Genomic DNA, 25,205 nt, shown 5'->3' on the forward strand with positions numbered 1-25,205 from the left:
GGTTGCCGTTTGATCGGCCGCGGATAAAGAGAGCCCACGCATTCGGCGTCGGGCACCGCGCAACAAGCAGAGAGGGGATCGAATCTATGGCACTGGAAGCAGACGTCAAGAAGGCGATCATCGAAGAGTACGCGACGCACCCCGGTGACACCGGATCCCCCGAGGTGCAGGTCGCAATGCTGACGCAGCGCATCAAGGACCTCACCGAGCACCTCAAGGCACACAAGCACGACCACCACTCGCGCCGTGGCCTGTTCCTGCTCGTCGGTCAGCGCCGTCGCCTGCTGGGTTACCTGCAGGATGTCGACATCAACCGTTACCGCTCGCTCATCGAGCGTCTCGGTCTGCGCCGGTAATCGACCAGCGTTCAATCGCGCAGAACATTCTTGGAGAGCCGCCCACCGGTGTGGGCGGCTCTCGTCATTCCTGCCGCGCTTGCCACCTCGGTCACTCGGCAGCATCCTGCAGGTGTCGGACTCGGCTTTGAGCAAGGCGATCTCGGCGCTGGAGACGGTGCGCTACGTGCGGGTCAGGCGGGGACGGGCAGGCAGTCGCCCGCGCACCTGGGTGGCGGGTACGGCCGAGGGTCGGCACGCGTTCCAGGCGCACCTCGATGCGCTGCGAGCGATCGTGGAGTTCGGCTCGGCTCCGGCCCAGTCGGATCAGCCCGGCCAGCATCGCGACCCGGTCCGACCCGGCCAGCCTCGCGAACCGGACCGGCCCGGCCAGCCGGGCCCTGCCGTGGCGGGCTAGGAGGCTGCCCCGACGAGGTCGGGGTGATGGATGGCCGCGACGTCGGGATGCGCTCGCAGGCGCGACTTCAGCGCGTTCTCGCCGTAGAGGCTGTGGATCGGGTTCGCCGGGTCGCGGGTCACGCCGCGCGCGTGTGCGGCGAGATCGGCCGGGAGCTCGATCAGCGGCAGCTTCGTGTCGAGAGCCGGATTGAAGAAGAACGGGATCGACAGCCGGTCGTGCGGCGCTCGCGGGGAGACGACCCGGTGGTTGGTCGCCTTGAGATACCCGTTCGTCGCGTACTCGAGCAGCTCGCCGATGTTCACCACGAACGCGCCGTCGACGGGCGGGGCGTCCACCCACTCGCCGTCGCGCTCGACCTGCAGGCCGCCGCGCCCGGGCTCCACCCAGAGCAGCGTGAGCACGCCGCTGTCCTTGTGGGCGCCGACGCCCTGCTGCGGCTCGGGGTCGGTCGTGCCCGGGTATCGGACGATCTTGATGAGCGTCGACGGCTCACCGAAGTGGTCGTCGAAGTACGACTCCTCGGCGCCCAGGGCGAGTGCCCACGCGCGCAGCAGCTTCCGTGCTATGCCCGACAGAGCGGCGTGCCACTCGGCGACGACGGCGCGCAGCTCCGGCTGCGCCTGGGGCCAGAGATTCGGCCCGATGAGGCGGTTGAACGCCGGACCGCCCTCGACGGCGTCCCGTTCCGGACCGATGTCGATCTGCTCGCGCCAGTCGACAGCGCCCTTCGTCCGCTCCCCGCCGATGCGCGTGTACCCCCGGAAGTGCGGGCTCTTCACGTTCTCGATGGCGAGCTTGTCGTCGTCGTCGAGCGCGAAGAAGTCCCTCGCGGCGCGGTGCAGCCGCTGCTCGAGATCGGTCGGGATGCCCGTTCCGGTGAGGTAGAAGAATCCCACGTCCCGCGTCGCGGCGCGCAGGTCCGCGCGGAACCGGTCGGCCGCGTCTGCGCCGGCGTCGAGCTGAGACAGGTCGAGGATGGGGAGGGTGAGATCGGTCATGCGTCGACGCTAGGTCCCCGCCCGCCGGCTCGCACGAATGTTGCCTTCTCTTACCGGTGGACGCACGGGGATGCCGAGAACCGAATGCTAAAGTTGCTTAGGTAAGGCACCCCTTATCAATCCGTCGGCAGAATCGAATCCCGTGTTCGCAGCGCTCCTCATCGGCCTTCGCGAAGGCCTCGAAGCCGCCCTCGTCGTAGGCATCCTGGTCGCATACATCCGCCGACTCGGTCGCGCGGACGTGCTGGGGCGCATGTGGATCGGCATCGGTATCGCCATCGCCCTCGCGCTCGGCATCGGCGCCGTCCTCACCTTCGGTGCGTACGCGCTCACCACCGAGGCGCAGGAGATCATCGGCGGCTCGCTCTCGCTGGTGGCGGTGGGCATGGTCAGCTGGATGATCTTCTGGATGCAGAAGGCCGGCCGCACGATGAAGTCGAACCTGCAGGGCGGTGTGGATCGCGCTCTCGCGCACGGGAGCCTGTGGGCGCTGATCGCCGTGGGATTCGTCTCGGTGGCCCGCGAGGGCATCGAGACCACGCTGCTGCTGTGGTCGATGGTGCAGTCCTTCGGCAACGCGCCGCAGTCGCTGCTCGGTGCGCTGCTCGGCCTGCTTCTCGCCGTGATCGTCGGCTGGCTGCTCGCACGCGGCGCCGTGCAGCTCGACCTCAGGCGGTTCTTCGCCTGGACGGGCGGCTTCCTCGTCGTCGTCGCGGCGGGTGTGCTCGCCTACGCCGTGATGGATCTGCAGGAGGCCGGCGTGCTCGGCGGTCCGTTCACCGCCGCCGCGCCGACGGATGCGCTGACCGGGGCAGTGCTCACCGGACTCGCAGGCTTCCCCTTCGGGTGGGCCTTCGACGCCACCGCCGTGATCGCCCCAGGCGGTGCCTGGGCGACCGTCCTTCAGGCGACGATCGGCTTCATGCCGCGCATGACCTGGCTGCAGGTGATCGCATGGACGCTGTACATGGCGGTCGTCGGCACTCTCTTCGTTCGCGGGCTGGCGCGCTCCCGCGCCCCTCAACCCGTTTCGAGTCCCGCATCCGCGTCCGCGGTGCGCCGCGAAGACCTCGTGACCCACTCTTCTGGAGCAGCATGACCCACGCACCCCGAACGCTGAGCGTCCTCGCGCTCGGCGCCATCGCCGTGACGGCCCTCAGCGGCTGCGTCGCAAAGCAGTCCGCCGACCCCGCGGCATCGTTCACCGTGTCCTCGACCGACAGTGCATGCGACGTCTCGACGGGCACGGCCACGAGCGGCACGCTGACATTCGAGGTGACCAACGCCGGCGACCAGGTCACCGAGTTCTACCTTCTGGCCGACGACGGCCTGCGCATCGTCGGCGAGGTCGAGAACATCGCTCCGGCGGCGTCGCGCACCCTCACGGTCGTCGCGCAGCCCGGCGACTACTACACCGTGTGCAAGCCCGGGATGATCGGAGACGGCGTGGGCAAGGCCGCATTCACGGTCACGGGCGACAAGGTCAGCATCGACGGGCCGGACGCCGAGCAGAAGCAGCAGGCGGTAGATCTCTACGCCGCGTTCGTGAAAGATCAGGTCGGAGCCCTCGTACCCGATGTCGCCGACCTGGTGAGCGCCTACGCGGCAGGGGACGACGAGCGGGCACGTGCGCTCTTCCCGCTGGCTCGCGCCTCTTATGAGCGCATCGAGCCCGTCGCCGAGGCGCTGGGCGACCTCGACCCGCGCATCGACTACCGCGAGGTCGACGCCGTCGCCGAGGGGCTGGAGTGGACCGGGTTCCACCGCATCGAGAAGGATCTCTGGCAGCCGGCACCGGATGCCCTCAACTCCGACGGTGCGACTCCCGCCTGGCAGGGGTGGGCGCCGTCGACGCCCGAGGAGCGCGGCGAGTACGGGGATCTGCTGGTCGCCGACGTGCAGGAGCTCTTCGACTACGTGCATTCGGACGACTTCACGACCGCTTTGGACGACCAGGGCATCACCGGGATCTCGAACGGCGCCGTGGCGCTTCTCGACGAGGTCGCAACAGGGAAGATCACCGGCGAGGAGGACTGGTGGTCGCACACTGACCTCTACGACTTCGCCGCCAACGTCGAGGGATCGAAGATGGCATTCTCGCTGGTGCGGGAGCTGGCCGCGTCGAAGGGCGCCGACGGCGAGCGGCTCGTCGACGAGATAGCGACCGGCTACGCCGACCTCGAGGGCGCGCTCGCTCAGCACGGATCCCTGCAGAACGGCTTCGTCGCGTTCACCGATCTGACCGACGGTCAGAGAAGAGAGCTCATCGATCTCATCAACGCCCTCGCCGAGCCGCTGTCGCGGCTGACCGCCACGACGCTGTCCTGAGGGGAGCAGGCATGCCGCAGCACGACGAGCAGCCCCGCGCCGGCCTGAGCCGGCGGGGTCTGCTGGGCCTGGCCGCCGGAGGAGGGGCGGCGCTCGCGCTGGCCGGGGGCGGCATCGGATACGCATTCGGCGCCCCGCGCAGGGACGCGGATGCCGAAGACCGGCACCCGTTCTTCGGCGAGCATCAGGCGGGCATCACCACCGACGTGCAGGAGCATCTGCACTTCGCCGCATTCGACATGATGCCCCGCAGCGACCGGACCGACCTGATCGAGCTGCTGCAGGACTGGAGCTACGCGGCGTCGCGCCTCACGCAGGGACTCGAGGTGAGCGCGTCCGGCGCCATCGGCGGCGGGCCCGACTCCCCGCCCGACGACACCGGGGAGGCTCTCGGGCTGCACGCCGCGAACCTCACCATCACGTTCGGGTTCGGACCGACCCTGTTCGCGAACGAGGACGGCGATCGGTATGGAATCGGCGATAGACGCCCGACGAAGCTCGAACGGCTGCCGGCGTTCCTCGGCGACGACCTGGATCCTGGTCAGTCCGACGGCGATCTGTGCATCCAGGTCTGCGCGGACGACCCCCAGGTCGCCGTGCATGCGATCCGCAACCTCAGCAGAATCGCCTTCGGGCGCGCCAAGCTGCGCTGGTCGCAGCTCGGCTTCGGGAAGACGTCCCGCACGAGTGCGCAGCAGCAGACGCCTCGGAACCTCTTCGGCTTCAAGGACGGCACCGCGAACATCCTCGCCGACGACCGGGACGCGCTCGACACGCACGTCTGGGCGGGCGATGAGGATCCGGAATGGATGGCGGGCGGTTCGTACCTCGTGGCCCGCAAGATCGCGATGCTCATCGAGACGTGGGACCGCGTGCGCCTCGGCGAGCAGGAGCGGATCTTCGGGCGCGATAAGGCCGAGGGCGCGCCGCTCAGCGGCGGCACCGAGATGGCCAAGCCGAAGCTGGCCGGCCTCGACGTGCGCAGCCACGTGCGACTCGCGCACCCGGACACGAACGGCGGCGTGCGGATCCTGCGCCGAGGCTTCAACTACGTCGGCGGGAACAACGCGCTCGGACGTCTCGATGCCGGACTGTTCTTCCTCTCGTACCAGCGGGATCCCGCTCAGTTCACCGCGCTGCAGAAGCGCCTGTCGACCGATCTGCTCATCGAATACATCCGGCACGTCGGGTCGGGCGTGTGGGCGGTGCCGCCGGGCGCGGCCTCCGGATCCTACGTGGGAGCGGCGCTGTTCGCCTGACGCGGTCTCAGCGGCTGCGCCGCGAGCCGGTGGGATCGCTGCGGTGGTCGCCGCCCGACGACAGGTCCGAGTCGCGGAACATCCAGCGCGGGCGCGGTTCGATCAGCGGGCGGAACAGCGAGCGCACCGGCTTCGACGAGAGCACGAAGGCGATGCCGACCGAGAGCGCGATGATCAGCGGCAGCCAGATCCACGTCGGATCCAGGCCCCGCAGCACGCCCGATTCGCGGAACGGGTAGAGCACGAACGAGTGGAGCAGGTACACGTACATCGTGTACTGCCCGAGTGTCGTCCAGCGCTGGGTGCGCCGCGGCAGCAGCGCGAAGAAGCAAGCGCTCAGCAGCACGGCGAGAAGGATGAGGCCGAGGCGGATGCCACCCGCCCACCACTGCTCACCGGCGAGGTCGGCGTAGGAGTCGTCGTAGAACAGCCAGTGCCTGAGGTCGATGGTCTCCCACACATCCAGCCACAGCCAGCAGGCCGCCCCCCACGCGACGAGCACGGCGACCGCGACGGCCCGCACCCACCAGGGGCGGAACTCGATGAGGTGCAGCCGCCGCACCACGTCACGCTCTCTGAGCCACCACCCCAGCGTGAAGAAGAACAGCAGGCCCAGCGTCCGCGACAGCGAGAACGTGCTGTCGACGTTCGTGACGTACCCCACTCCGACCGAGATCGCCAGGGCCCAGACGAGGGGCCAGCGCAAGAGCGCCAGATAGGGGAGCACCAGACGGAAGATGCCGAGGGCGAGCAGGAACCACAGCGTCCAGGAGGGCTTCGTGAGGTTGGGGTCGGCCTTCCCCTCGACGAGCCACTTCGTGAGCGTCCACAGCCCCTCGAAGATCACGTAGGGAACGAGGATGTCGGTGATCACCCGAGCCATCTGACGTCTGGTCGGGCTTCCCGCTTTGGAGAAGTAGCCGGAGATGATCGCGAAGGCCGGCATGTGGAACGCGTACACCCACAGGTAGAACGCGTACGAGACGTCGGAATCGTAGATCAGACGCTGAGTGCCGTGCCCGATGACGACCAGTACGATGCAGGCGAAGCGCGCGTTGTCCCAGAACGGAACCCGTCGACGCGGCTTGGCGACCGCGGCGGTCGCGGGCGGATGCTGCTCGGCACTGCTCATGGCATGAGGCTAGCGGTTGCGGGTGGGCGGGAATAAAGTGACCGCTTCGGCGTTTCACCAAGTACATTCAAGTGAATAGAACGGATGCGGTCCCGCATCCGGAGCGGAGAGAGAACAGTGAACGAGCAGAGCGCGATGCAGTTCGGCATCATGTCGGTCAGCGACATCACGCAGGATCCGACGACCGGGGTGACTCCGAGCGAGGCCGAGCGCATCAAGGCGACCGCGACGATCGCCAGGCACGCCGAAGAGGTGGGCCTCGACGTCTTCGCGATCGGCGAGCACCACAACCCGCCGTTCTGGTCGTCGAGCCCCACCACCTTCCTCGCCCACGTGGCCGCGCAGACCGAGCGACTGATCGTGTCGACCTCCACGACGCTGATCACCACCAACGACCCCGTGCGCATCGCCGAGGACTACGCGATGCTGCAGCACGTCACCGACGGACGCATGGACCTCATGCTCGGTCGCGGCAACACCGGCCCGGTCTACCCCTGGTTCGGAAAGGACATCCGCCAGGGGCTGCCCCTCGCGATCGAGAACTACGCGCTGCTTCGCAAGCTGTGGGACGAGGACGTCGTCGACTGGGAGGGGAAGTTCCGCACCTCGCTGCAGGGCTTCACCGCGACCCCGCGGCCGCTCGACGGCGTGGCGCCGTTCGTCTGGCACGGATCCATCCGCACGCCCGAGATCGCCGAGCAGGCCGCCTATTACGGCGACGGCTTCTTCGCGAACAACATCTTCTGGCCGAAGGAGCACTACCAGCGCCTCATCGAGCTGTACCGGCAGCGGTACGCCCACTACGGCCACGGCACGCCCGAGCAGGCCATCGTCGGCATCGGCGGTCAGGTGTTCATGGCCGCGAACTCCCAAGACGCGGTGACGCAGTTCCGCCCCTACTTCGACAACGCGCCGGTCTACGGCCACGGTCCCAGCATGGAGGACTTCACCGAGATGACGCCGCTGACCGTCGGATCGCCGCAGCAGGTCATCGACCGCTACGCGTCGATGCGCGACACCTTCGGCGACTTCCAGCGTCAGCTGTTCCTCATCGATCACGCGGGTCTCCCGCTGAAGACCGTGCTGGAGCAGCTCGACATCCTGGGTGGCGAGGTCGTGCCGGTGCTGCGTCGCGAACTCGCCAAGGATCGCCCCGAGACGGTTCCGGATGCCCCCACACATGCTGCACGGGTGCGTGCGGTCTACGGTGACGGGCCCTCTCGCCAGGCGCGCCCGTCTGCGAATCGCGGTGACAACCTCACCGCCGGATCCCCCTATCAGGACGCACCCGTTCCCGCCGGTGCGGCGTTCGGTCTCGCGCGGAAGGGAGCCTGAGATGAGCGAGCGACGCATCGCCGTCGTCTCGGCCGGCCTGTCGAACCCCTCGTCGACCCGCATGCTCGCCGACCGACTGGCGGCGGAGACGGCTAAGGCGCTGCATGAGCAGGACATCGACGTGAAGGTCGACGTGATCGAGCTGCGCGACCTCGCGCACGACATCACCGACAACCTCCTCACCGGCTTCGCGCCTCCGGCGCTCGAGACGGCGATCAACACAGTCGTCTCGGCGGATGCGCTGATCGCGGTTACGCCGATCTTCTCGACCAGCTACTCCGGCCTCTTCAAGTCGTTCATCGACGTCCTCGACCCGGATGCCCTGACCGGCAAACCCGTGCTCATCGGCGCGAACGCCGGCACGCCTCGGCACTCCCTGGCGATCGACTACGCGATCCGTCCGCTCTTCGCCTATCTGCACGCCGAGGCGGTCTCGACCGGAGTGTTCGCGGCATCGAGCGACTGGGGCGGCGCGGGCGATGAGGTGGCCCCGCTGGCCAAGCGGATCGAGAAGGGGGCGAAGGAGCTCGCCGAGGCGATCGTCAGGCGCGGCGCCGCCGAGGTCGTCGACCCCTACGATCCGGCGACCTACCTCGGCGAGGGTCGCTCGTTCGGTCACCTGCTCGGCGGGCTGGCCGGGGAGTGAGAGACGAAGGGCTGCGACGGTCCCGTCGCAGCCCTTCGTCGTTGCCCGGCAAGCAGCTCAGCCGCTCTTGCGCCGGAACTCGCGCTTCATCTGCGGCGCGTGCGTGGCATGCACGGCGGAATCGCCGTCCAGGTGGGCCTCGCCGCCCCGATTCTGCGCGTTCTTCTTGTCGAGCGCTTCCTTGAACTTGCGCTTCATCTCCTCGGAGGAGACTGCCTTGTCTTCGCTCATGGTGGTCAGCCTAGGCGAAGCCTGCATCCGACCGCGATCACGACCCCGGATCCCGCCCCCGACACGCCGACTGATAGGATCGGGCGTGGCGCACTCTGCGCCGCACAACAGAACACGGTACGGAGCGGTCGGCTGAGAAGCTGGTCCCCTGTGGTGGGTTCCTCGTCGCACACGGCGCCGGGTGGTCTTCTACTGGTGGCCAGCGCAGGCGAGATTCGCGGGATGCCCGCGCGCTTATATCTGTCCGCATCCGCTCCTTCGCGATAACTCGCGCGCCACACGGGCGCGCGAGCCTAAACAAAGAAGGAGAGACCTCTTGGAAGGTCCTGAAATCACCGCCACCGAGGCCGTTCTCGACAACGGCCGCTTCGGCACCCGCACCATCCGCTTCGAGACCGGACGCCTCGCCCAGCAGGCCCAGGGCTCGGTCGCGGCCTACCTCGACGACGAGACCATGCTCCTGTCGGCCACCAGCGCCGGCAAGCACCCGCGCGAGGGCTTCGACTTCTTCCCGCTGACGGTCGATGTCGAGGAGCGCTCGTACGCCGCCGGAAAGATCCCCGGCTCGTTCTTCCGCCGTGAGGGCCGCCCCTCCACCGAGGCGATCCTCGTCTGCCGTCTGATCGACCGCCCGCTGCGCCCGTCGTTCGTCGACGGCCTGCGCAACGAGGTGCAGATCGTCATCACCGTGCTGTCGATCGCCCCCGGCGAGTACTACGACGCGCTGGCGATCAACGCGGCCTCCGCCTCGACCCAGATCTCGGGTCTGCCGTTCTCCGGCCCGATCGCCGGTGTGCGCCTCGCGTTCATCCCCGGTCACGGCGAGCACGCCGATCAGTGGGTGGCGTTCCCCACCGCCGAGCAGGTCTCCGAGGCCGTGTTCGACCTGATCGTCGCAGGCCGCGTCGTCACCAAGGCCGACGGCTCGGAAGACGTCGCGATCATGATGGTCGAGGCCGAGGCGACCGAGGGCAGCTGGAACCTGATCAAGGCCGGCGCCACCAAGCCCAACGAGGACGTCGTCGCCGAGGGCCTCGAGGCCGCGAAGCCGTTCATCGCCCAGCTCGTCAAGGCGCAGGCGGAGCTCGCCGCCACGGCGTCGAAGGAGCCGGGCGTCTACCCGGTATTCCCGGCGTACAGCCAGGAGGTCTACGACTTCGTCGCCGGCCGCGCCTACGACGAGCTCACCGGTGTCTACCAGATTGCCGACAAGCAGGAGCGCCAGAGCGCCGATGACGCGATCAAGGACCGCGTCAAGGCCGAGCTCATCGAGGCGACCGAGGCCGGCCAGCTGCCCGCCGCCGCCCCGCTCGAGTTCTCCGCGGCGTACAAGTCCGTCACCAAGAAGATCGTCCGCGGACGAATCCTCACCGACGGCGTGCGCATCGACGGCCGAGGCCTGGCCGACATCCGTCCGCTCGACGCGGAGGTACAGGTCATCCCGCGCGTGCACGGGTCGGCGATCTTCCAGCGCGGTGAGACCCAGATCATGGGCGTCACCACGCTGAACATGCTCAAGATGGAGCAGCAGATCGACTCGCTCTCGCCCACCACGAGCAAGCGGTACATGCACCACTACAACTTCCCGCCCTACTCGACCGGTGAGACCGGTCGTGTGGGGTCGCCGAAGCGTCGCGAGATCGGGCACGGCTTCCTCGCCGAGCGCGCGCTCGTGCCGGTGCTGCCCAGCCGCGAGGAGTTCCCCTACGCGATCCGCCAGGTCTCCGAGGCGCTGAGCTCGAACGGCTCCACCTCGATGGGCTCGGTGTGCGCATCGACCCTGTCGCTGCTGAACGCCGGTGTGCCGCTGCGCGCCCCCGTCGCCGGCATCGCCATGGGCCTCGTGTCCGACGAGGTCGACGGTGAGACCCGCTACGCGGCCCTCACCGACATCCTGGGAGCCGAGGACGCCCTGGGCGACATGGACTTCAAGGTCGCCGGCACGAGCGAGTTCGTCACGGCCATCCAGCTCGACACCAAGCTCGACGGCATCCCGTCGTCGGTGCTCGCAGGGGCCCTGACCCAGGCGCGCGACGCGCGCCTGACGATCCTCAACGTGCTGAACGCCGCGATCGACGCTCCCGACGAGATGGCGCCGACCGCGCCGCGCGTCATCAGCGTGCAGATCCCGGTCGACAAGATCGGCGAGCTGATCGGGCCGAAGGGCAAGACCATCAACGCGATCCAGGATGAGACCGGCGCGCAGATCTCCATCGAGGAGGACGGCACCGTCTACATCGGAGCGACCGACGGCCCGTCGGCCGAGGCCGCCCGCGCTCAGGTCAACGCGATCGCCAACCCGACCAACCCGGAGGTCGGCGAGCAGTTCCTGGGCACCGTCGTGAAGATCGCCACCTTCGGCGCCTTCGTGTCGCTGCTGCCCGGCAAGGACGGCCTGCTGCACGTCACCGAAGTGCGCAAGCTCGCCGGTGGCAAGCGCGTCGAGAACGTCGACGACGTCCTCTCGGTCGGTCAGAAGCTGCTCGTGCGAATCACCAAGATCGACGACCGCGGCAAGCTGTCGCTCGAGCCGGTCATCGACGACGCACCCGCAGAGGGCGCGTCGGAGACCGCCGAAGCGTGAGCCACGGGGATGCCGGCTGATCGGCATCCCCGACCCGAGAACCCGGGATCGCGCGCCCAGCGCCGCGATCCCGGGTTCTTTCGTATCCGATGTGATCGAACCGTTACGAGAACCTGCCGCCCGTGCCGCTGTCGTGAGCGGAACCGTGCCCGCGCTCGCCTACCCTCGAAGTACGCACCAGAGGTGCGTGGCTACGGGGGTGGCGATGTGAAGCTCTTCGGCACAGGCACGGCAGGCTCGGCCGGCGCGCCGACCAGCACCGCGCCCGGCCTCGACTCGCACCCGTCGGCGCCGATCCCAGTGGTCGGACCCGGGGTCGGCGAGGGGATCAGGGTGCCTCTCGGCGAGACCGGACTGTCGATCTTCCCCCTCATGCTCGGCGCCGCCGAGTTCGGCTGGAGCATCGACCAGCACACCAGCAGCCAGATCCTCGATCGCTACGTCGAATTCGGCGGCAACGCGGTGCACACCGCCGACGGCTTCTCGGGCGGACGAAGCGAGCACATCATCGGGCAGTGGCTGCGTGCGCGCGGCGTGCGCGACCGGATCAGTCTGAGCGTGCGCATCGGCTCCCACGCCGACAACCCCGGTCTCGGATCGGTGAACCTCGTCCGCGCGGTCGAGGGGTCGCTCACGCGACTCGCCGTCGACTGCATCGACGTGGTGTACCTCGACGCCTCACTCGATGGCAGCTCGGTGCTGGAAGACACCCTCGCGACGGTGGAATGGCTGCGCGACGCGGGGAAGATCCGCTCGGTGGGAGCGTTCCGCTTCGCCGCGGAGCGTCTCGTCGAAGCGAGGATCCTCGCCTCGGCCGGCTACCCGCGCATCGAGGTCGTCGACGAGCCCTACAACCTCGTGCGTCGTCGGGGATTCGAGGGCGATCTGCGCCTGGTCGCCGGGGCTCAGAACCTGGCGGTCACTCCGTCGCACGCGCTCGAGCACGGCTTCCTCTCAGGTCAGCACCGCAGCAGGTCCGCGGTCGCCGGCGTACGCGGCGAGCAGATGAAGGGAAACCTCAACCGCCGCGGCATCCGCGTGCTGCGAGTGCTCGACCGCATCGCGGCGGAGCTCTCGGTACCGGTCGCGGCCGTCTCGATCGCGTGGCTGCTCGCGCAGCGCACAGTGGTGGCTCCGATCGTGAACGCGTTCGCGCCGCAGCACGTCGAGGAGCTCATGCAGGGCGCAGGGGTCACGCTGCTGCGCTCGCAGGTCGCCGAGCTCACCCGCGCCGGCGACTGAGCGCACAGTCCGTGCGCATCCCGTCGCGCCTCGGCGTCGTGTCGGTGCGGTGACCTAAGCTGGGATCGCCCTTCCGAGGGGGACGGGCTGAAGCGAGCGGGCAGTGACGCATTACATCTATCTGGTCAGACACGGTGAACATCAGGATGCCGAGCACGGCGTCGACGACGGACCCCTCTCGCCTCGAGGACGGCGTCAGGCCGAGCTGATCGCGGATCGCCTCTCGGGGCTGCCGCTGGATTCGGTCTGGCACTCTCCGCTGCTGCGCGCGGCGGAGACCGCACGCACCGTCGCGGCCCGGCTGCCCTCGGTCGACCCGGTGCCGTCGGCTCTGCTCTTCGACTGCGTGCCCAGCGGGATGAGCGACGACGTGCCCTCGGTGTACGAGCCGTTCTTCGGATCGGTCAGCGAGGCCGAGATCGAGGCGGGATCGGCGCAGATGACAGATGCGGTGGGCGAGTTCCTGCGGCGCCGCAACGGCGACGTGCACGAGGTGCTGATCACCCACAACTTCGTCATCTCGTGGTTCGTGCGCGAGGTGCTCGGCGCCCCGGACTGGCGGTGGATGACACTCAACCAGGCGCACTGCGGACTGACCGTGATCGCTCAGAAGCAGGGCAGACCGTGGACGCTGCTGAGCCACAACGATCTGGGGCACCTGCCGATGGAGCTGCGCACCGGATTGCCCGAGGGCGCGCTCGTCTGACTCGGCGGCGAGCTGCCGGGTCACGTTCGCGGAGCCTCCCGGCCGGCGAATCTAGACTGGGAGCATGACGACACAGGTCGCCCTCGTCGGCGGTACAGGCTCACTCGGTCGCATCATCCACGCGGTGATCGATCAGCTCGACGGCTTCGAGGTGCGCTCCGTGCTCGGATCGGCGAGCGACCTCGATGAGATGGACGGCGCCGACCTCGTCGTCGATGCGTCGATTCCGGCGGTGAGCATCGACGTGGTGCGGGCGGCGGTCGAGCGCGGCATCAACGTGCTCGTCGGGACCTCGGGATGGTCGCAGGAGCGCATCGCACTGGTGCGGCCCCTGGTCGATGCCGCCGACACCGGTGCCGTGTTCATCCCGAACTTCTCCCTGGGGTCGGCCCTGGGTTCGGCGCTGGCGGCGGCCGCGGCGCCGTTCTTCCCCTCGGCGGAGATCATCGAGGCGCATCACGATCGCAAGATCGACTCGCCCAGCGGCACCGCGGTGCGCACGGCCGAGCTGATGGTCGCCGCGCGCGAGGCGCAGGGTCCGTTCCAGGCGCCGCACGTCGACCAGCGTGCGCGCGGGCAGCAGATCGCCGGGGTGCCGGTGCACTCGCTGCGCCGCCCGGGCGTCATCGCGAAGCAGGAGGCCATCCTGTCGGGTCCGGGGGAGACGCTGACGGTCGTGCACGACACGATCGACTCGGCGGCCGCTTACGCCCCCGGCATCCGGCTCGCGGTTCCGTACGCGCGCGATGCGCGCGGGGTGGTCGTCGGCCTCGAGAATCTCGTCGACATCGGCATCCGGGCCCGCGCATGAGCTCACGGATCGGGGTGGCTGTGATGGCAGCGGCCCTGCTGCTCTACGTCGTCACCGCGGGCTGGCTGGCGGTGATGTTCCTCCGGGTCGCGACTCCGACCTCGATCGGGATGGCGACCGCCCTGATCCTGATCTCCGCGATCGGGGCGTGGGCGCTGGTGCGCGAGCTGATCTTCGGCTTCGCGGCCGATCGGCTGGGGCGCACGCTCGACGCCGAGGGCGGGATGCCGGCCGCGCCGGAGCAGCTGACGCCGAGCGGGCGTCTGATGCGCGATGACATCGAGCCGCAGGTCGAGAAGTACGCCGCGGCCGCGGAGGCGGAGCCCGCCGACTGGCGCGCTCGTTACCGCCTGGGTGTGGTGCAGGACGCCGCCGGACGGCGCAAGGACGCCAGGGCCAGCATCCGCGAGGCGATCAGGCTCTCCCGGACGCGGCCCTGACGACGCGGATCTCAGGCGAGGCTGGCCTCGAGGGTGATCTCGATGCCGGCGAGCGCCTGCGAGACCGGGCATCCGGTCTTGGCGCCCTCGGCGATCTCCTGGAACTTCTCGGGAGTGAGGCCGGGAACGCTCGCGTTGACGTTCAGGTGGCTGCCGGTGATGCCGGTGCCCGGCTTGAAGGTCACCGACGCCGAGGTGTTCACCCGCTCGGGCGGGGTGCCGTTCTCGGCCAGGGCGTGCGAGAGCGCCATGCTGAAGCACGACGCGTGCGCTGCGGCGATCAGCTCCTCCGGCGTCGTGGTCGACTCGGACCCTTCGCTGCGCGACTTCCAGTCGATCGGGAAGGTGCCGAGGTTCGAGCTCGAGAAGGCGACGGTGCCCGAGCCCTCCATCAGGGATCCGGTCCAGGTGGTTGCGGCTTCGCTGGTGACGGTCATTGTTCCTCCGAGAATCGCTCGTCGCATCGCTACGCGGATTCGCGTCGCCCGGCCAGCCTATCCAGACGCAGGCTCCGCGGGAACAGCACTCAGGCGGACGCCCCGCCGCGTCCGAGCGGGCTCACGCGCTGCAGCAGCAGATAGAGCTGGCAGCCCAGGCAGAAGCCGAACGCCGCGTTGAGGAAGGCCGCGACGAACGCCGCGGCGGTCGCGATCGGGAGGGCCAGCGGCACACCTGCGAGGTGCAACACCAGCCCGGCTGCGACGACGATCAGCCCGACACCCTGCGCGAAGCGCGGCGGGCGCGCATCCTCGAATTCGACGGGAGGGGCGAGGCGAGGGCGGACCGACGTGCGGAACAGCACCGACCACGGCGAGGTGGACGGAGAGACGACGCCCCAGACGAACAGGGCGGCGACGACCGAGGCGATGATGAAGCCCGGGTCGGATGCCCGCTCCGCGACGGACGCCGTTCCGATCAGCCAATGACCAGCGGGGAACGTCGAGGATGCGAGGGGCTGATACGCGAACCACCCGAACGACGCGCTCGCGCTCGATGCCGCGATGCCGGTCAGCGCGAAGACGGTCGCGATGAGCAGCAGTGCGGAGGTGATCCATGCGGCGAATCGCGGAGCCCGCGGGTCGATCGTGGTGTGCGAGGTCATGAGGCGTCCTGGAGGGCGGGCAGCTCGTCGAGAGCGGCGATGACGGCTTCCCGGCGCGGCACGCCGGTGAATCGGGCGACGACCTGAGCATCGGCGTCGACGAGCAGCGTGGTCGGCGTGCTCAGGACGTGGTTCTTCGCGGCCAGATCTGCGCGGTGCGTGAGATCCACATCGTGCACGACGAGCGCACCGCGATCCGAGACGACTCCGTGCAGCATCCGTCTCACCTGCGGGCAGCGAGCGCAGGTCTCGGTGCTGAACAGGACGAAGGCGGCTCGGCCCGGCGTCAGGCCAAGGCGAACGACGTCGACGCGACCGGATGCACGCCGGCGCCGGCCGTCGAGCACCCGCCACACCGCCCCGACGCCGACGGTCGCGACCAGCAGGGCGCCGACGGTGAGCAGGGCGGTCTCGAGCGGCATGCGTCGAGGCTACGTCGAACGCCGCAGCCGCGCCCGAGTGTGACATCGCGTGACGTATCGTTGCTGGCATGAGTGCAGTCGTGCCGACACCATACGAAGATCTGCTGCGTGACGTGCTGGAGTCGGGTACCCACAAGGACGACCGAACGGGTACGGGCACGACCAGCGTCTTCGGACGCCAGATCCGGTTCGACCTCTCTCAGGGGTTTCCCCTGATCACCACCAAGCGCGTGCACTTCAAGTCGATCGCATACGAGCTGCTGTGGTTCCTGCGCGGCGACTCCAACGTGCGCTGGCTGCAGGAGAACGGCGTGACGATCTGGGACGAGTGGGCCGACGCCTCAGGCGACCTCGGACCGGTGTACGGAGTGCAGTGGCGCTCCTGGCCGACACCGGACGGCGGCCACATCGATCAGCTCTCCCAGGTGATCGAGCAGATCAGGGCGACACCGGACTCGCGCCGCCTCATCGTGTCGGCGTGGAACCCCGCCGACATCCCCGACATGGCGCTCGCACCGTGCCACGCGCTGTTCCAGTTCTACGTCGCCGACGGCAGGCTGTCGTGCCAGCTCTACCAGCGCAGCGCCGATCTGTTCCTCGGCGTCCCGTTCAACATCGCCTCCTACGCGCTGCTGACCCTCATGGTCGCGCAGCAGACCGGGCTCGAACCCGGCGACTTCGTATGGACCGGCGGCGACTGCCACATCTACGACAATCACGTCGAGCAGGTCCGCGAGCAGCTCGGGCGCGACCCGTATCCCTATCCCACGCTGAAGATCGCGCGCACGCCGGAGTCGATCCTCGACTACCGCTACGAGGACTTCGTCGTCGAGGGCTATCAGCATCACCCGGCGATCCGAGCGGCGGTGGCGGTATGACCTGGGCAGGGCTTATCTGGGCCCAGGCGAGAGGCGGCGTGATCGGAGCCGACGGAGGGATGCCCTGGCACGTACCCGAGGATCTCGCGCACTTCAAGGAGGTCACCTCGGGCACGCCCGTGATCATGGGCCGCCGCACGTGGGACTCGCTGCCCGAGCGCTTCCGCCCGCTGCCCGACCGCGAGAACATCGTCATCACCCGCAGTCAGGACTGGAGTGCGGACGGCGCTCGTCGCGTCGCCGGCATCGCCGAGGCCGTGCGGGGTCAGAATCGCGTCTGGATCATCGGCGGAGCGGAGATCTTCCGGCAGGTGATCGGCGACGCCGACCGCCTCGAGGTGACCGAGCTCGACATCGAGGTCGACGGCGACGCGTATGCACCCTCGGTCGACGGCTGGCGTCTGGTCGACGAAGGGGAGTGGCAGACGTCCCGCACCGGCATCCGGTACCGCTTCCTCGGATACGAGCGCTGATGCCGACCGCACTCATCACCGGAGCCAGCGCAGGACTCGGCGCCGAGTTCGCGCGGCAGCTCGCCGCGCGACACGCCGACCTCGTCCTCGTGGCGCGCAGCGCCGACGCCCTCGAGACATCGGCCTCACAGCTGCGCGAGGAGCACGGCGTGCACGTCGAGCTGATCGTCGCCGACCTGGCGCTCGAAGCCGACCTGCACCGCGTGGCGGAGCGGGTCGCCGACGCCGCAGCCCCGATCGACCTGCTCGTCAACAACGCGGGCTTCGGGCTGCCCCTGCAGTTCGCCGACAACCCGATCGATGACGAGGTGCGGCATCTGCGCGTGCACGTGGAGGCGTCGATGCGACTCATGCACGCGGCCATCCGCGCGATGCGCGGCCGCGGCGGACGGATCATCAACGTGGCATCCGTGGCCGGATTCATCTCCCGCTCCACCTACTCCGCCTGCAAGGCGTGGCTGATCGGGTTCAGCCGGTGGGCGAACGCCGAGTATGCCCGGGACGGCATCAGCGTCACGGCGCTGTGCCCCGGCTTCACGCACACGAGCTTCCACGAGAGGATGGGGCTCACGCCGGGCCGGGAGGGCGTGCCCGGCATCATGTGGCTGGACGCACCCCGGGTCGTGCGCGCAGGCCTGCGGGATGCCGGGCTCGGCCGCCCCGTGTCGATCCCCTCGCTGAGGTACAAGCTCATCGTCGCGCTCACGCGCGTGCTGCCCAGCCGGCTCACCTCCGGCATCGCACGTCGCGGTCGCGTCTGACGCGGGTCCCGGCGGCGGGCGGTGAAACGCTACGCTGAGAGGATGACGCACGCGGAAAATCCCTTCGGACAGGTGCTGGTCGCACTGGTCACCCCGATGACCGCCGACGGCGAGGTCGACTGGCCGGCCACCGAGAAGCACATGGACCGCGTCATCAGCGACGGTGCCGACGGCATCGTCGTCACCGGGACGACCGGCGAGACCTCCACACTCACCGACGACGAGAAGATCCGTCTCGTCGAGGTCGGCAAGGACGTCTCGGCGGGGCGGGCGAAGATCATCACCGGCGGAGGGTCCAACGAGACCGCGCACGCCATCGAGCTGTACAAGGCGAGCGAGAAGGCCGGCGCCGACGGCATCATGATCGTCACGCCGTACTACAACAAGCCGACCCAGGCCGGCATCCTGACCCACTTCCGGCTCGTCGCCGACGCGACCGATCTGCCTGTCATCCTCTACGACATCCCCGGCCGCACCGGCGTGCCGATCAGGTACGAGACGATCCTGCGCCTGGCCAAGCACCCCAACATCCTCGCCGTGAAAGACGCCAAGGGCGACTTCAGCGAGGTCAGCCGCGTGCTGAACCAGACCGATCTGATGTACTTCTCGGGCGATGACTCGAACGTGCTCCCGCACCTCTCGATCGGCGCCACGGGCATGATCGGCGTCACCGCCAACATCACCTCGGCGCCCTACCGCACGATCGTCGACGCGGTGAACCGCGGCGACCTCGCCACGGCGACCGCCGAGCACAAGCGTCTCGAGCCGCTCGTGCGCGCGGCGATGACGCACGTGCCCGGCACCGTGTCGGCTAAGTACATCCTGCACGGCCTGGGTCGCATCAACAGCCCCCGTGTGCGTCTGCCCCTCGTGGGGCCGGAGGAGTGGGAGGCGGCCCTCATCGAGGACGAGCTCGCCCTCGTCAAGGATGTCGCCGGCGCCGACTTCTCGAACTTCCGCCCCGACCGCAACGCGGCCGCGGGCGGCGCACTGCCCAAGGTGCACGGCACCACACGATGAGCGCGATTGCGCGCTGACACCGACATGACCGGGCCTCACGCCCGCTTGAGGAGACCGAATGACCTTCCCCCTCGCCGACCCCGAGCCGCTCGCCCCCGGAACGCTGCGGGTCACCCCGCTGGGCGGTCTGGGCGAGGTCGGTCGCAACATGACCACGTTCGAGTACGAGGGCAAGATCCTCATCGTCGACTGCGGCGTGCTCTTCCCTGAAGAGCACCAGCCGGGCGTCGACCTGATCCTGCCGGACTTCGAGCCGATCAAGCATCGGCTCGACGACGTGGTCGGCGTCGTGCTGACCCACGGCCACGAAGACCACATCGGCGCGGTGCCGTACCTGCTGCGTTTGAAGCAGGACATCCCGCTGATCGGATCGGGGCTGACGCTCGCGCTCGTCGAGGCGAAGCTCAAAGAGCACCGGATCAAGCCCTTCACGCTCACGGTGAAGGAGGGCCAGGAAGAGAGGGTCGGGCCGTTCGACCTCGAGTTCGTCGCGGTCAACCATTCCATCCCGGATGCCCTCGCCGTCGCCATCCGCACCCCTGCCGGCCTCGCGCTGGCGACCGGCGACTTCAAGATGGACCAGCTGCCGCTCGACGGACGGATCACCGATCTGCGCGCCTTCGCGCGTCTCGGCGAGGAGGGCGTCGACCTGTTCCTCGTCGATTCCACGAACGCCGACGTGCCCGGCTTCACACCGACCGAGCGCTCCATCGGCCCCGTGCTCGAGCAGGTGATCGGCAAGGCGCGTCGCCGCGTCATCGTCGCCAGCTTCTCCAGCCACGTGCACCGCGTGCAGCAGGTCATCGACGCCGCGCACGCGCACGGGCGTCGCGTCGCCTTCCTCGGCCGCAGCATGGTGCGCAACATGACGATCGCCGAGCAGCTGGGGTACCTCAAGGTGCCCGCGAACGTGCTGATCGACTACAAGAAGGCGCGCGACCTGCCCGACGACAGGATCGTCTACATGTCCACCGGCTCGCAGGGTGAGCCGATGGCCGTGCTCAGCCGCATGGCGAATCTCGACCACGCGATCGAGCCCGGTGAGGGCGACACCGTCATCCTCGCCTCGAGCCTGATCCCGGGCAACGAGAACGCCGTCTACCGCGTCATCGACGGGCTCACCAAGCTCGGCGCCGACGTCGTGCACAAGGCCAACGCGAAGGTGCACGTCTCGGGACACGCTGCGGCCGGTGAGCTGATCTACTGCTACAACATCCTGAAGCCGAAGAACGTGCTGCCCGTGCACGGTGAGTACCGCCACCTGATCGCGAACGCCAAGCTCGCGCAGGACACCGGCATCCCCGAGGAGCGCACGATCGTCGGGGGCAACGGCACCATCATCGACCTCCGCGACGGCGAGGCGCGGGTCGCGGGGCAGCTCGACATCGGCTTCGTGTACGTCGACGGATCGACGGTCGGCGGCATCACCGACGCAGACCTGAAGGATCGCCGGATCCTCGGCGAAGAGGGCTTCGTCTCCGTCATCGTCGTCGTGGACTCCTCGACTGGACGCATCATCTCGGGCCCCGAGATCCATGCGCGCGGCGTCGCGGAGGAAGACCGCGTGTTCGACGACATCACGCCGAAGATCGTCGCCGCCCTCGAAGAGGCGGCGAGCAACGGCGTGCGCGACAACCACGCGCTCTCGCAGATCATCCGTCGCACGATCGGTCGCTGGGTCAACCAGAAGCTGCGCCGCCGCCCGATGATCGTGCCCCTCGTGATCGAGGCCTGATACCGCGCAAAGCCGCGTCACTGCGGGCCGTTGTCCGCCGTCGGCCGTACCGTGGATGACATGGCCAGGAGCACCACCAAGTCCGAGCGCGCGTCCGAGAGCGCGAGCTCGTCTCGCCCGAAGCGGCAGACGACGGCCCGATCGAGCGCGAAAGCCGCTCCGGCTCCGAAGAAGTACATCGACGACGCCGAGCGGCCGCCGCTCGGAGTGCGCATGTGGCTGGGGCTCGCGCACGGCGTGGGCGGTCTGTTCCGCGCGTTCGGACCCGAGAACCTCGAGAAGGACCAGCGGCGCGACGGCTTCCCGCTGCTGCTGGTGCTCTTCGCCATCGTCGGCGGCGTGGTCGAGTGGTTCTTCATCGGCGACGTGATCGCGCAGAACGTCAGCGCCTTCACCTGGGGGCTGCTGGTCGGCCGGGTCGCGTTCGTGCTTCCCGTGCTGCTGCTTCTTCTCGCGGGCTGGCTGTTCCGGCATCCGTCGTCGGTGCACGACAACGGCCGGATCGGGATCGGCTTCGGGCTCTTCGTGCTCTCGCTCGCCGGCATCCTGCATGTCGCATCGGGCACGACCGGGGCGACCGGCGCGATCGTCCGGCCGCAGCCGCGCGACGGGATGCCCGAGCTCAGCGCCGCCGGTGGCCTCTTCGGCTGGATGCTCGGTGAGCCGCTGGCCTTCCTGACCCCGGTCGTCGCGTACATCGTCCTCGCGATGCTGGCCGTCCTCAGCATCCTGATCCTCACCAAGACGCCGCCGAACCGCATCGGCGAGCGACTGGGCGATCTGTACGCGTGGATGTTCGGCGCCGAGCGCCCCCTGCGCCAGACCGCCGAGGAGGCGGGCGCCGCTGACCACGCGGAGAACGACGACGCGCTGCCGTGGTGGCGCCGCAACAAGAGCGGGCGGGAGGAGACGCCGGACGACGACGTCGACTCCCAGGCCATCACGGCTCTCTTCGACGAGCCCGCCCAGAAGACCGCATACGACCAGGCGGTCATCGTCGACGACGAGCCCGCGCACGGCGGGGCGGATGCGGCGACCGAGGTGCTCTCCGACGTCAGCGCCCTCACCGGGATGCTCGGTGAGCAGAACACGACGGCGCTGCTCGACGACTCCGGATCCACCGGTGAGCTGCCAGGGCTCGACGGCTTCGGCACCGACGGACCGGGGGAGAAGGGGCTGCAGGCGCCAGCGGCTCCGTACGTGCTGCCCTCGACGGCGGTGCTGAAGTCGGGACCGCCGCCGGTGGTGCGCTCGGATGCCACCGACCGCACGATCGAGCAGATCACCAGCGTGCTCGAGCAGTTCAAGGTCGACGCCAAGGTCACCGGTTTCTCACGCGGACCGACGGTCACGCAGTACGAGGTCGAGGTCGGTCACGGCGTCAAGGTCGAGAAGATCCTGCAGCTGAGCAACAACTTCGCCTATGCGGTCGCATCGAACGACGTGCGCATCCTGTCGCCCATCCCCGGCAAGAGTGCCATCGGCATCGAGATCCCCAACGTCGATAAGGAGACCGTCGCGCTCGGCGACGTGCTGCGTTCGAGCGCCGCGCAGAAGAGCACGCATCCGCTGACCATCGGCGTCGGCAAGGACGTGGGCGGCAACATCGTCGTGGCGAACCTGGCCAAGATGCCGCACCTGCTCGTGGCCGGTTCGACGGGGTCGGGAAAGTCCAGCTTCGTGAACTCGATGATCACGAGCCTGCTCATGCGCGCCCGCCCCGCCGATGTGCGCATGGTGCTGATCGACCCCAAGCGGGTGGAGCTGACCAGCTACGCCGGTGTGCCGCACCTGATCACGCCCATCATCACGAACCCCAAGAAGGCGGCGGAAGCGCTGCAGTGGGTCGTGAAGGAGATGGACATGCGCTACGACGATCTGGCGTCGTTCGGGTACCGCCACATCGACGACTTCAACAAGGCCGTCCGCGCCGGCGAGGTGCAGGTTCCGCCGGGCAGCGAGCGCGTGCTCAAGCCCTATCCGTACCTGCTGGTCGTGGTCGACGAGCTGGCCGATCTGATGATGGTCGCCCCGCGTGACGTCGAGGACTCGATCGTGCGCATCACGCAGCTGGCCCGCGCGTCTGGCATCCACCTCGTGCTCGCCACGCAGCGCCCCAGCGTCGACGTGGTCACGGGCCTGATCAAGGCGAACGTGCCCTCCAGACTCGCGTTCGCCGTGACGAGCGTGACCGACAGCCGGGTCATCCTCGACGCACCGGGTGCTGACAAGCTCATCGGCCAGGGAGACGCGCTCTTCTCGCCGATGGGCTCGTCGAAGCCGTTCCGTCTGCAGGGCGCCTGGGTCGACGAGGCCGAGATCTCGGCGGTCGTCAAGCACGTCACTCAGCAGGCGCGCCCGGAGTACCGGCCCGACGTGCAGGAGTCTGCCGAGGCGCGCAAGAAGGAGGTCGACGAGGACATCGGCGACGACCTCGAGCTGCTGCTCGCCGCCGCCGAGCTGATCGTGTCGTCGCAGTTCGGCTCGACCTCGATGCTGCAGCGCAAGCTGCGCGTCGGCTTCGCGAAGGCCGGTCGTCTCATGGATCTGCTCGAGTCGCGCGAGATCGTCGGCCCATCCGAGGGATCCAAGGCCCGCGATGTGCTGGTGACATCCGAGCAGCTTCCCGGTGTGCTCGCGAAGCTGCGCGGCGAGGACGCGCCGGCACCGGCCGCGCCGGCCGCGCCGGCCGCGAGCGCGTCCGCCTCCGCCGACCAGTACGGCCACGACCCGGTGGCCCGGCAGTTCGAAGGGCTGCCGGTGGTGGAGAGTGATGACGACGGCGACGAGGACGCCTGGGGCCTGACGGGGCGCGACTGATGGCGATTCCCCGGCAGCTCCCCAACGCGATCACGGTCGCGCGCATCCCTCTCGCGGTCGTCTTCTTCGTGCTCCTGCTCATCGCAGGCACATTCGGCGCCGACGACATCGTCATGCGCTGGGTGGCCGCCGTGCTGTTCGTGCTGGCCATATCGACCGACTGGGTCGACGGCTACCTCGCCCGCAGGTACGACATCGTCAGCGACTTCGGCAAGCTGTGGGACCCGATCGCAGACAAGCTGCTGACAGGTGCGGGCTTCCTCGGGCTGGCGATCCTCGGCGAGGTTCCCTGGTGGATCATCGTCGTGATCCTGATCAGGGAGTGGGCGATCACCATCCACCGCTTCACTCTCGTGCACGAGCACGTGGTCGCCGCGGCCTGGATGGGAAAGATCAAGACCGTCGTCCAGGGCATCGCCCTGAGCTGGGCGCTGCTGCCGCTGCACGGCCTGGTCGGTCAGACGGCCTGGGTCGTGGTCACGCAGGTGCTGATGATCCTGGCGCTCGTGCTCACCGTCGCGAGCGGCATCGACTACGTCGTGGCACAGGTGCGCGGTCGTCGGAGGGCCGGATGACCGACGCCGAGCTGCTGGTCGCCGCTCTGCGCGAGCGCGGCTGGACGCTGGGCGTGGCCGAGTCGCTCACCGGCGGAGCAGTCGCCTCCGAGATCGTGTCGGTCCCCGGTGCGTCCGCGACGCTGCTGGGCGGCGTGGTCGCCTATGCCACGCCGGTCAAACACACCCTGCTCGGCGTGGACGCCGGTCTGCTCGTCGAGCATGGTGCGGTGCATCCGGACGTCGCCGTGCAGATGGCCGAGGGCGTGCGGCGGGCTGTGGCCGTCGATGCGCGCCCCGCGGACGTCGGCATGGCGACCACGGGCATCGCCGGGCCCGACTCGCCCGACGGCCAGCCGGTGGGCACCGTGCACATCGGCGTCGTCACCCCGACGGGCGCAAGGAGCATCCCGCATCTGTTCATGGGGACGCGCGCCGAGATCCGCGCCCAGGCGACCGCGGCGGCCATCGCGGCGGCGCTGGACGCCGTGCGGGAATAGCGCCTCGCGCGCCGGCGTTCCTCCCTGTGTGACAAGTCGTTCACTCACAACTCAAACACAGCGAGAAACAGTAGATTCAACGACACCCGGTCGGGTTAGACTGGCGATTCCCTCGGAGCAGGTTCCGGGTGGCGCGAAGGAGAGGAGGTTCCGATGATCCTCGTCAGACAGGAAATCGGCGATGTGCTGCGGGACTTCCGCCTGCAGAAGGGGCGCACCCTGCGACAGGTCGCGAGCAAGGCCTCAGTGGCCCTCGGCTACCTGAGCGAGGTCGAGCGCGGTCAGAAGGAGGCGTCGAGCGAGATCCTCGCATCGGTCGCCGAAGCGCTCGATGTGCCGATCTCGACGATCATGCGCGAAGTGGGTGACCGCATCTCCGTGCTCGAGGGCCTCAGCCCGTTCCCGGATGTGGTGCCAGACGACCTCGTCGCCGAGGTCGAGCCCGAGCTGTCGCTGCACTGACGCTGCAGCG

General features: G+C 68.9%; 27 protein-coding genes. 21 read left to right on the forward strand and 6 right to left on the reverse strand.

Translation table 11 applies throughout. From position 1 onward, the window contains the following. Positions 1-86 precede the first annotated feature (86 nt). Positions 87-356, forward strand: coding sequence for a 30S ribosomal protein S15 (rpsO, locus tag V2S05_RS02100; RefSeq protein ID WP_071642334.1), 270 nt, complete (start codon positions 87-89; stop codon positions 354-356). Beyond that, on the forward strand, positions 301-753 hold the full coding sequence (locus tag V2S05_RS02105) for a transcriptional regulator (protein ID WP_413633628.1): 453 nt from the start codon (positions 301-303) through the stop codon (positions 751-753). The genes rpsO and V2S05_RS02105 overlap by 56 nt, the downstream gene beginning before the upstream one ends. Here the strand turns inward: V2S05_RS02105 and V2S05_RS02110 are convergent. Further along, positions 750-1,754 (reverse strand): isopenicillin N synthase family dioxygenase, encoded by a 1,005-nt coding sequence (locus V2S05_RS02110; RefSeq protein WP_413633630.1) that lies wholly within the window; start codon positions 1,752-1,754, stop codon positions 750-752. The two genes, V2S05_RS02105 and V2S05_RS02110, sit on opposite strands and share 4 nt — an antisense overlap. A 142-nt stretch (positions 1,755-1,896) precedes the next feature. On the opposite strand from V2S05_RS02110, the gene efeU reads away from it, so the two are divergent. The 3 genes from efeU to efeB are packed head-to-tail and all read left to right on the forward strand — an operon-like array spanning position 1,897 to position 5,341. Next, on the forward strand, positions 1,897-2,853 hold the full coding sequence (efeU, locus tag V2S05_RS02115) for an iron uptake transporter permease EfeU (protein ID WP_413633631.1): 957 nt from the start codon (positions 1,897-1,899) through the stop codon (positions 2,851-2,853). Then, positions 2,850-4,082: an iron uptake system protein EfeO gene (efeO, locus tag V2S05_RS02120; protein WP_413633633.1), complete on the forward strand. Its 1,233-nt coding sequence runs from the start codon at positions 2,850-2,852 to the stop codon at positions 4,080-4,082. The genes efeU and efeO overlap by 4 nt, the downstream gene beginning before the upstream one ends. 11 nt (positions 4,083-4,093) lie before the next feature. Continuing rightward, entirely contained in the window at positions 4,094-5,341 is a 1,248-nt protein-coding gene (gene efeB, locus V2S05_RS02125; RefSeq protein WP_413633634.1) for an iron uptake transporter deferrochelatase/peroxidase subunit, read from the forward strand. Positions 5,342-5,348: 7 nt separating this feature from the next. Here the strand turns inward: efeB and V2S05_RS02130 are convergent, their stop codons facing one another. After that, positions 5,349-6,473 carry an acyltransferase family protein gene (locus V2S05_RS02130; RefSeq protein WP_413633636.1) on the reverse strand — a complete coding sequence of 375 codons (1,125 nt, stop codon included), beginning with the start codon at positions 6,471-6,473 and terminating at the stop codon, positions 5,349-5,351. A 135-nt stretch (positions 6,474-6,608) separates the two neighbouring features. Between V2S05_RS02130 and V2S05_RS02135 the strand changes: the two genes are divergently transcribed. Continuing rightward, positions 6,609-7,808 (forward strand): LLM class flavin-dependent oxidoreductase, encoded by a 1,200-nt coding sequence (locus V2S05_RS02135; RefSeq protein WP_333909443.1) that lies wholly within the window; start codon positions 6,609-6,611, stop codon positions 7,806-7,808. Between the two features lies 1 nt (position 7,809). Continuing rightward, on the forward strand, positions 7,810-8,454 hold the full coding sequence (locus tag V2S05_RS02140; RefSeq protein WP_413633637.1) for an FMN reductase: 645 nt from the start codon (positions 7,810-7,812) through the stop codon (positions 8,452-8,454). A gap of 57 nt (positions 8,455-8,511) precedes the next feature. On the opposite strand, the gene V2S05_RS02145 is transcribed toward V2S05_RS02140, so the two are convergent. After that, complete coding sequence (locus V2S05_RS02145; protein WP_099194908.1) at positions 8,512-8,685, reverse strand: DUF5302 domain-containing protein; 174 nt, start codon at positions 8,683-8,685, stop codon at positions 8,512-8,514. A gap of 316 nt (positions 8,686-9,001) precedes the next feature. On the opposite strand from V2S05_RS02145, the gene V2S05_RS02150 reads away from it, so the two are divergent. From V2S05_RS02150 to V2S05_RS02170, 5 genes are all read left to right on the forward strand, one after another. Further along, positions 9,002-11,269 (forward strand): polyribonucleotide nucleotidyltransferase, encoded by a 2,268-nt coding sequence (locus V2S05_RS02150; protein WP_271637876.1) that lies wholly within the window; start codon positions 9,002-9,004, stop codon positions 11,267-11,269. A gap of 183 nt (positions 11,270-11,452) precedes the next feature. After that, complete coding sequence (locus tag V2S05_RS02155; RefSeq protein ID WP_271637875.1) at positions 11,453-12,511, forward strand: aldo/keto reductase; 1,059 nt, start codon at positions 11,453-11,455, stop codon at positions 12,509-12,511. A gap of 103 nt (positions 12,512-12,614) precedes the next feature. Next, positions 12,615-13,217, forward strand: coding sequence for a histidine phosphatase family protein (locus tag V2S05_RS02160; RefSeq protein ID WP_413633638.1), 603 nt, complete (start codon positions 12,615-12,617; stop codon positions 13,215-13,217). Between the two features lie 64 nt (positions 13,218-13,281). Then, entirely contained in the window at positions 13,282-14,028 is a 747-nt protein-coding gene (gene dapB, locus V2S05_RS02165) for a 4-hydroxy-tetrahydrodipicolinate reductase (protein ID WP_271637873.1), read from the forward strand. Then, the gene (locus tag V2S05_RS02170; RefSeq protein WP_413633639.1) at positions 14,025-14,468 is read left to right on the forward strand and encodes a hypothetical protein; all 444 of its coding nucleotides are present in this window, start codon (positions 14,025-14,027) and stop codon (positions 14,466-14,468) included. Before dapB ends, V2S05_RS02170 begins: the two co-directional genes overlap by 4 nt. Positions 14,469-14,479: 11 nt before the next feature. Here V2S05_RS02170 and V2S05_RS02175 read toward each other — a convergent pair whose 3' ends face one another. The 3 genes from V2S05_RS02175 to V2S05_RS02185 all read right to left on the reverse strand — a co-directional run bounded on the left by V2S05_RS02175 (position 14,480) and on the right by V2S05_RS02185 (position 15,992). Next, the gene (locus V2S05_RS02175) at positions 14,480-14,905 is read right to left on the reverse strand and encodes an OsmC family peroxiredoxin (RefSeq protein WP_071642358.1); all 426 of its coding nucleotides are present in this window, start codon (positions 14,903-14,905) and stop codon (positions 14,480-14,482) included. An 89-nt stretch (positions 14,906-14,994) separates the two neighbouring features. Beyond that, positions 14,995-15,570, reverse strand: a complete 576-nt coding sequence (locus V2S05_RS02180) for a DUF4395 domain-containing protein (RefSeq protein ID WP_413633641.1) — start codon at positions 15,568-15,570, stop codon at positions 14,995-14,997. Beyond that, positions 15,567-15,992: a thioredoxin family protein gene (locus V2S05_RS02185; protein WP_413633642.1), complete on the reverse strand. Its 426-nt coding sequence runs from the start codon at positions 15,990-15,992 to the stop codon at positions 15,567-15,569. Before V2S05_RS02185 ends, V2S05_RS02180 begins: the two co-directional genes overlap by 4 nt. Before the next feature lie 68 nt (positions 15,993-16,060). Between V2S05_RS02185 and V2S05_RS02190 the strand changes: the two genes are divergently transcribed. The 9 genes from V2S05_RS02190 to V2S05_RS02230 all read left to right on the forward strand — a co-directional run bounded on the left by V2S05_RS02190 (position 16,061) and on the right by V2S05_RS02230 (position 25,195). Further along, positions 16,061-16,870, forward strand: coding sequence for a thymidylate synthase (locus tag V2S05_RS02190; RefSeq protein ID WP_413633643.1), 810 nt, complete (start codon positions 16,061-16,063; stop codon positions 16,868-16,870). Then, a complete protein-coding gene (locus V2S05_RS02195; RefSeq protein ID WP_413633644.1) occupies positions 16,867-17,343 on the forward strand; it encodes a dihydrofolate reductase in 477 nt (158 codons plus the stop codon). The genes V2S05_RS02190 and V2S05_RS02195 overlap by 4 nt, the downstream gene beginning before the upstream one ends. Then, positions 17,343-18,104 (forward strand): SDR family NAD(P)-dependent oxidoreductase, encoded by a 762-nt coding sequence (locus tag V2S05_RS02200; RefSeq protein ID WP_413633645.1) that lies wholly within the window; start codon positions 17,343-17,345, stop codon positions 18,102-18,104. The genes V2S05_RS02195 and V2S05_RS02200 overlap by 1 nt, the downstream gene beginning before the upstream one ends. Positions 18,105-18,146: 42 nt before the next feature. After that, positions 18,147-19,124, forward strand: a complete 978-nt coding sequence (gene dapA / locus V2S05_RS02205) for a 4-hydroxy-tetrahydrodipicolinate synthase (RefSeq protein WP_271637865.1) — start codon at positions 18,147-18,149, stop codon at positions 19,122-19,124. 58 nt (positions 19,125-19,182) lie between these two features. After that, positions 19,183-20,859 carry a ribonuclease J gene (locus tag V2S05_RS02210; RefSeq protein WP_271637864.1) on the forward strand — a complete coding sequence of 559 codons (1,677 nt, stop codon included), beginning with the start codon at positions 19,183-19,185 and terminating at the stop codon, positions 20,857-20,859. A gap of 60 nt (positions 20,860-20,919) precedes the next feature. Beyond that, positions 20,920-23,679: a DNA translocase FtsK gene (locus V2S05_RS02215; RefSeq protein WP_413633647.1), complete on the forward strand. Its 2,760-nt coding sequence runs from the start codon at positions 20,920-20,922 to the stop codon at positions 23,677-23,679. After that, positions 23,679-24,254: a CDP-diacylglycerol--glycerol-3-phosphate 3-phosphatidyltransferase gene (gene pgsA, locus V2S05_RS02220; protein WP_271637862.1), complete on the forward strand. Its 576-nt coding sequence runs from the start codon at positions 23,679-23,681 to the stop codon at positions 24,252-24,254. Before V2S05_RS02215 ends, pgsA begins: the two co-directional genes overlap by 1 nt. Further along, positions 24,251-24,733, forward strand: a complete 483-nt coding sequence (locus V2S05_RS02225) for a CinA family protein (protein ID WP_413633648.1) — start codon at positions 24,251-24,253, stop codon at positions 24,731-24,733. The genes pgsA and V2S05_RS02225 overlap by 4 nt, the downstream gene beginning before the upstream one ends. A 153-nt stretch (positions 24,734-24,886) precedes the next feature. Next, positions 24,887-25,195, forward strand: coding sequence for a helix-turn-helix domain-containing protein (locus tag V2S05_RS02230; protein ID WP_071642381.1), 309 nt, complete (start codon positions 24,887-24,889; stop codon positions 25,193-25,195). Positions 25,196-25,205 lie beyond the last annotated feature (10 nt).

It is taken from the genome of Microbacterium sp. OR16, assembly GCF_047306725.1.
Lineage (GTDB): Bacteria > Actinomycetota > Actinomycetes > Actinomycetales > Microbacteriaceae > Microbacterium.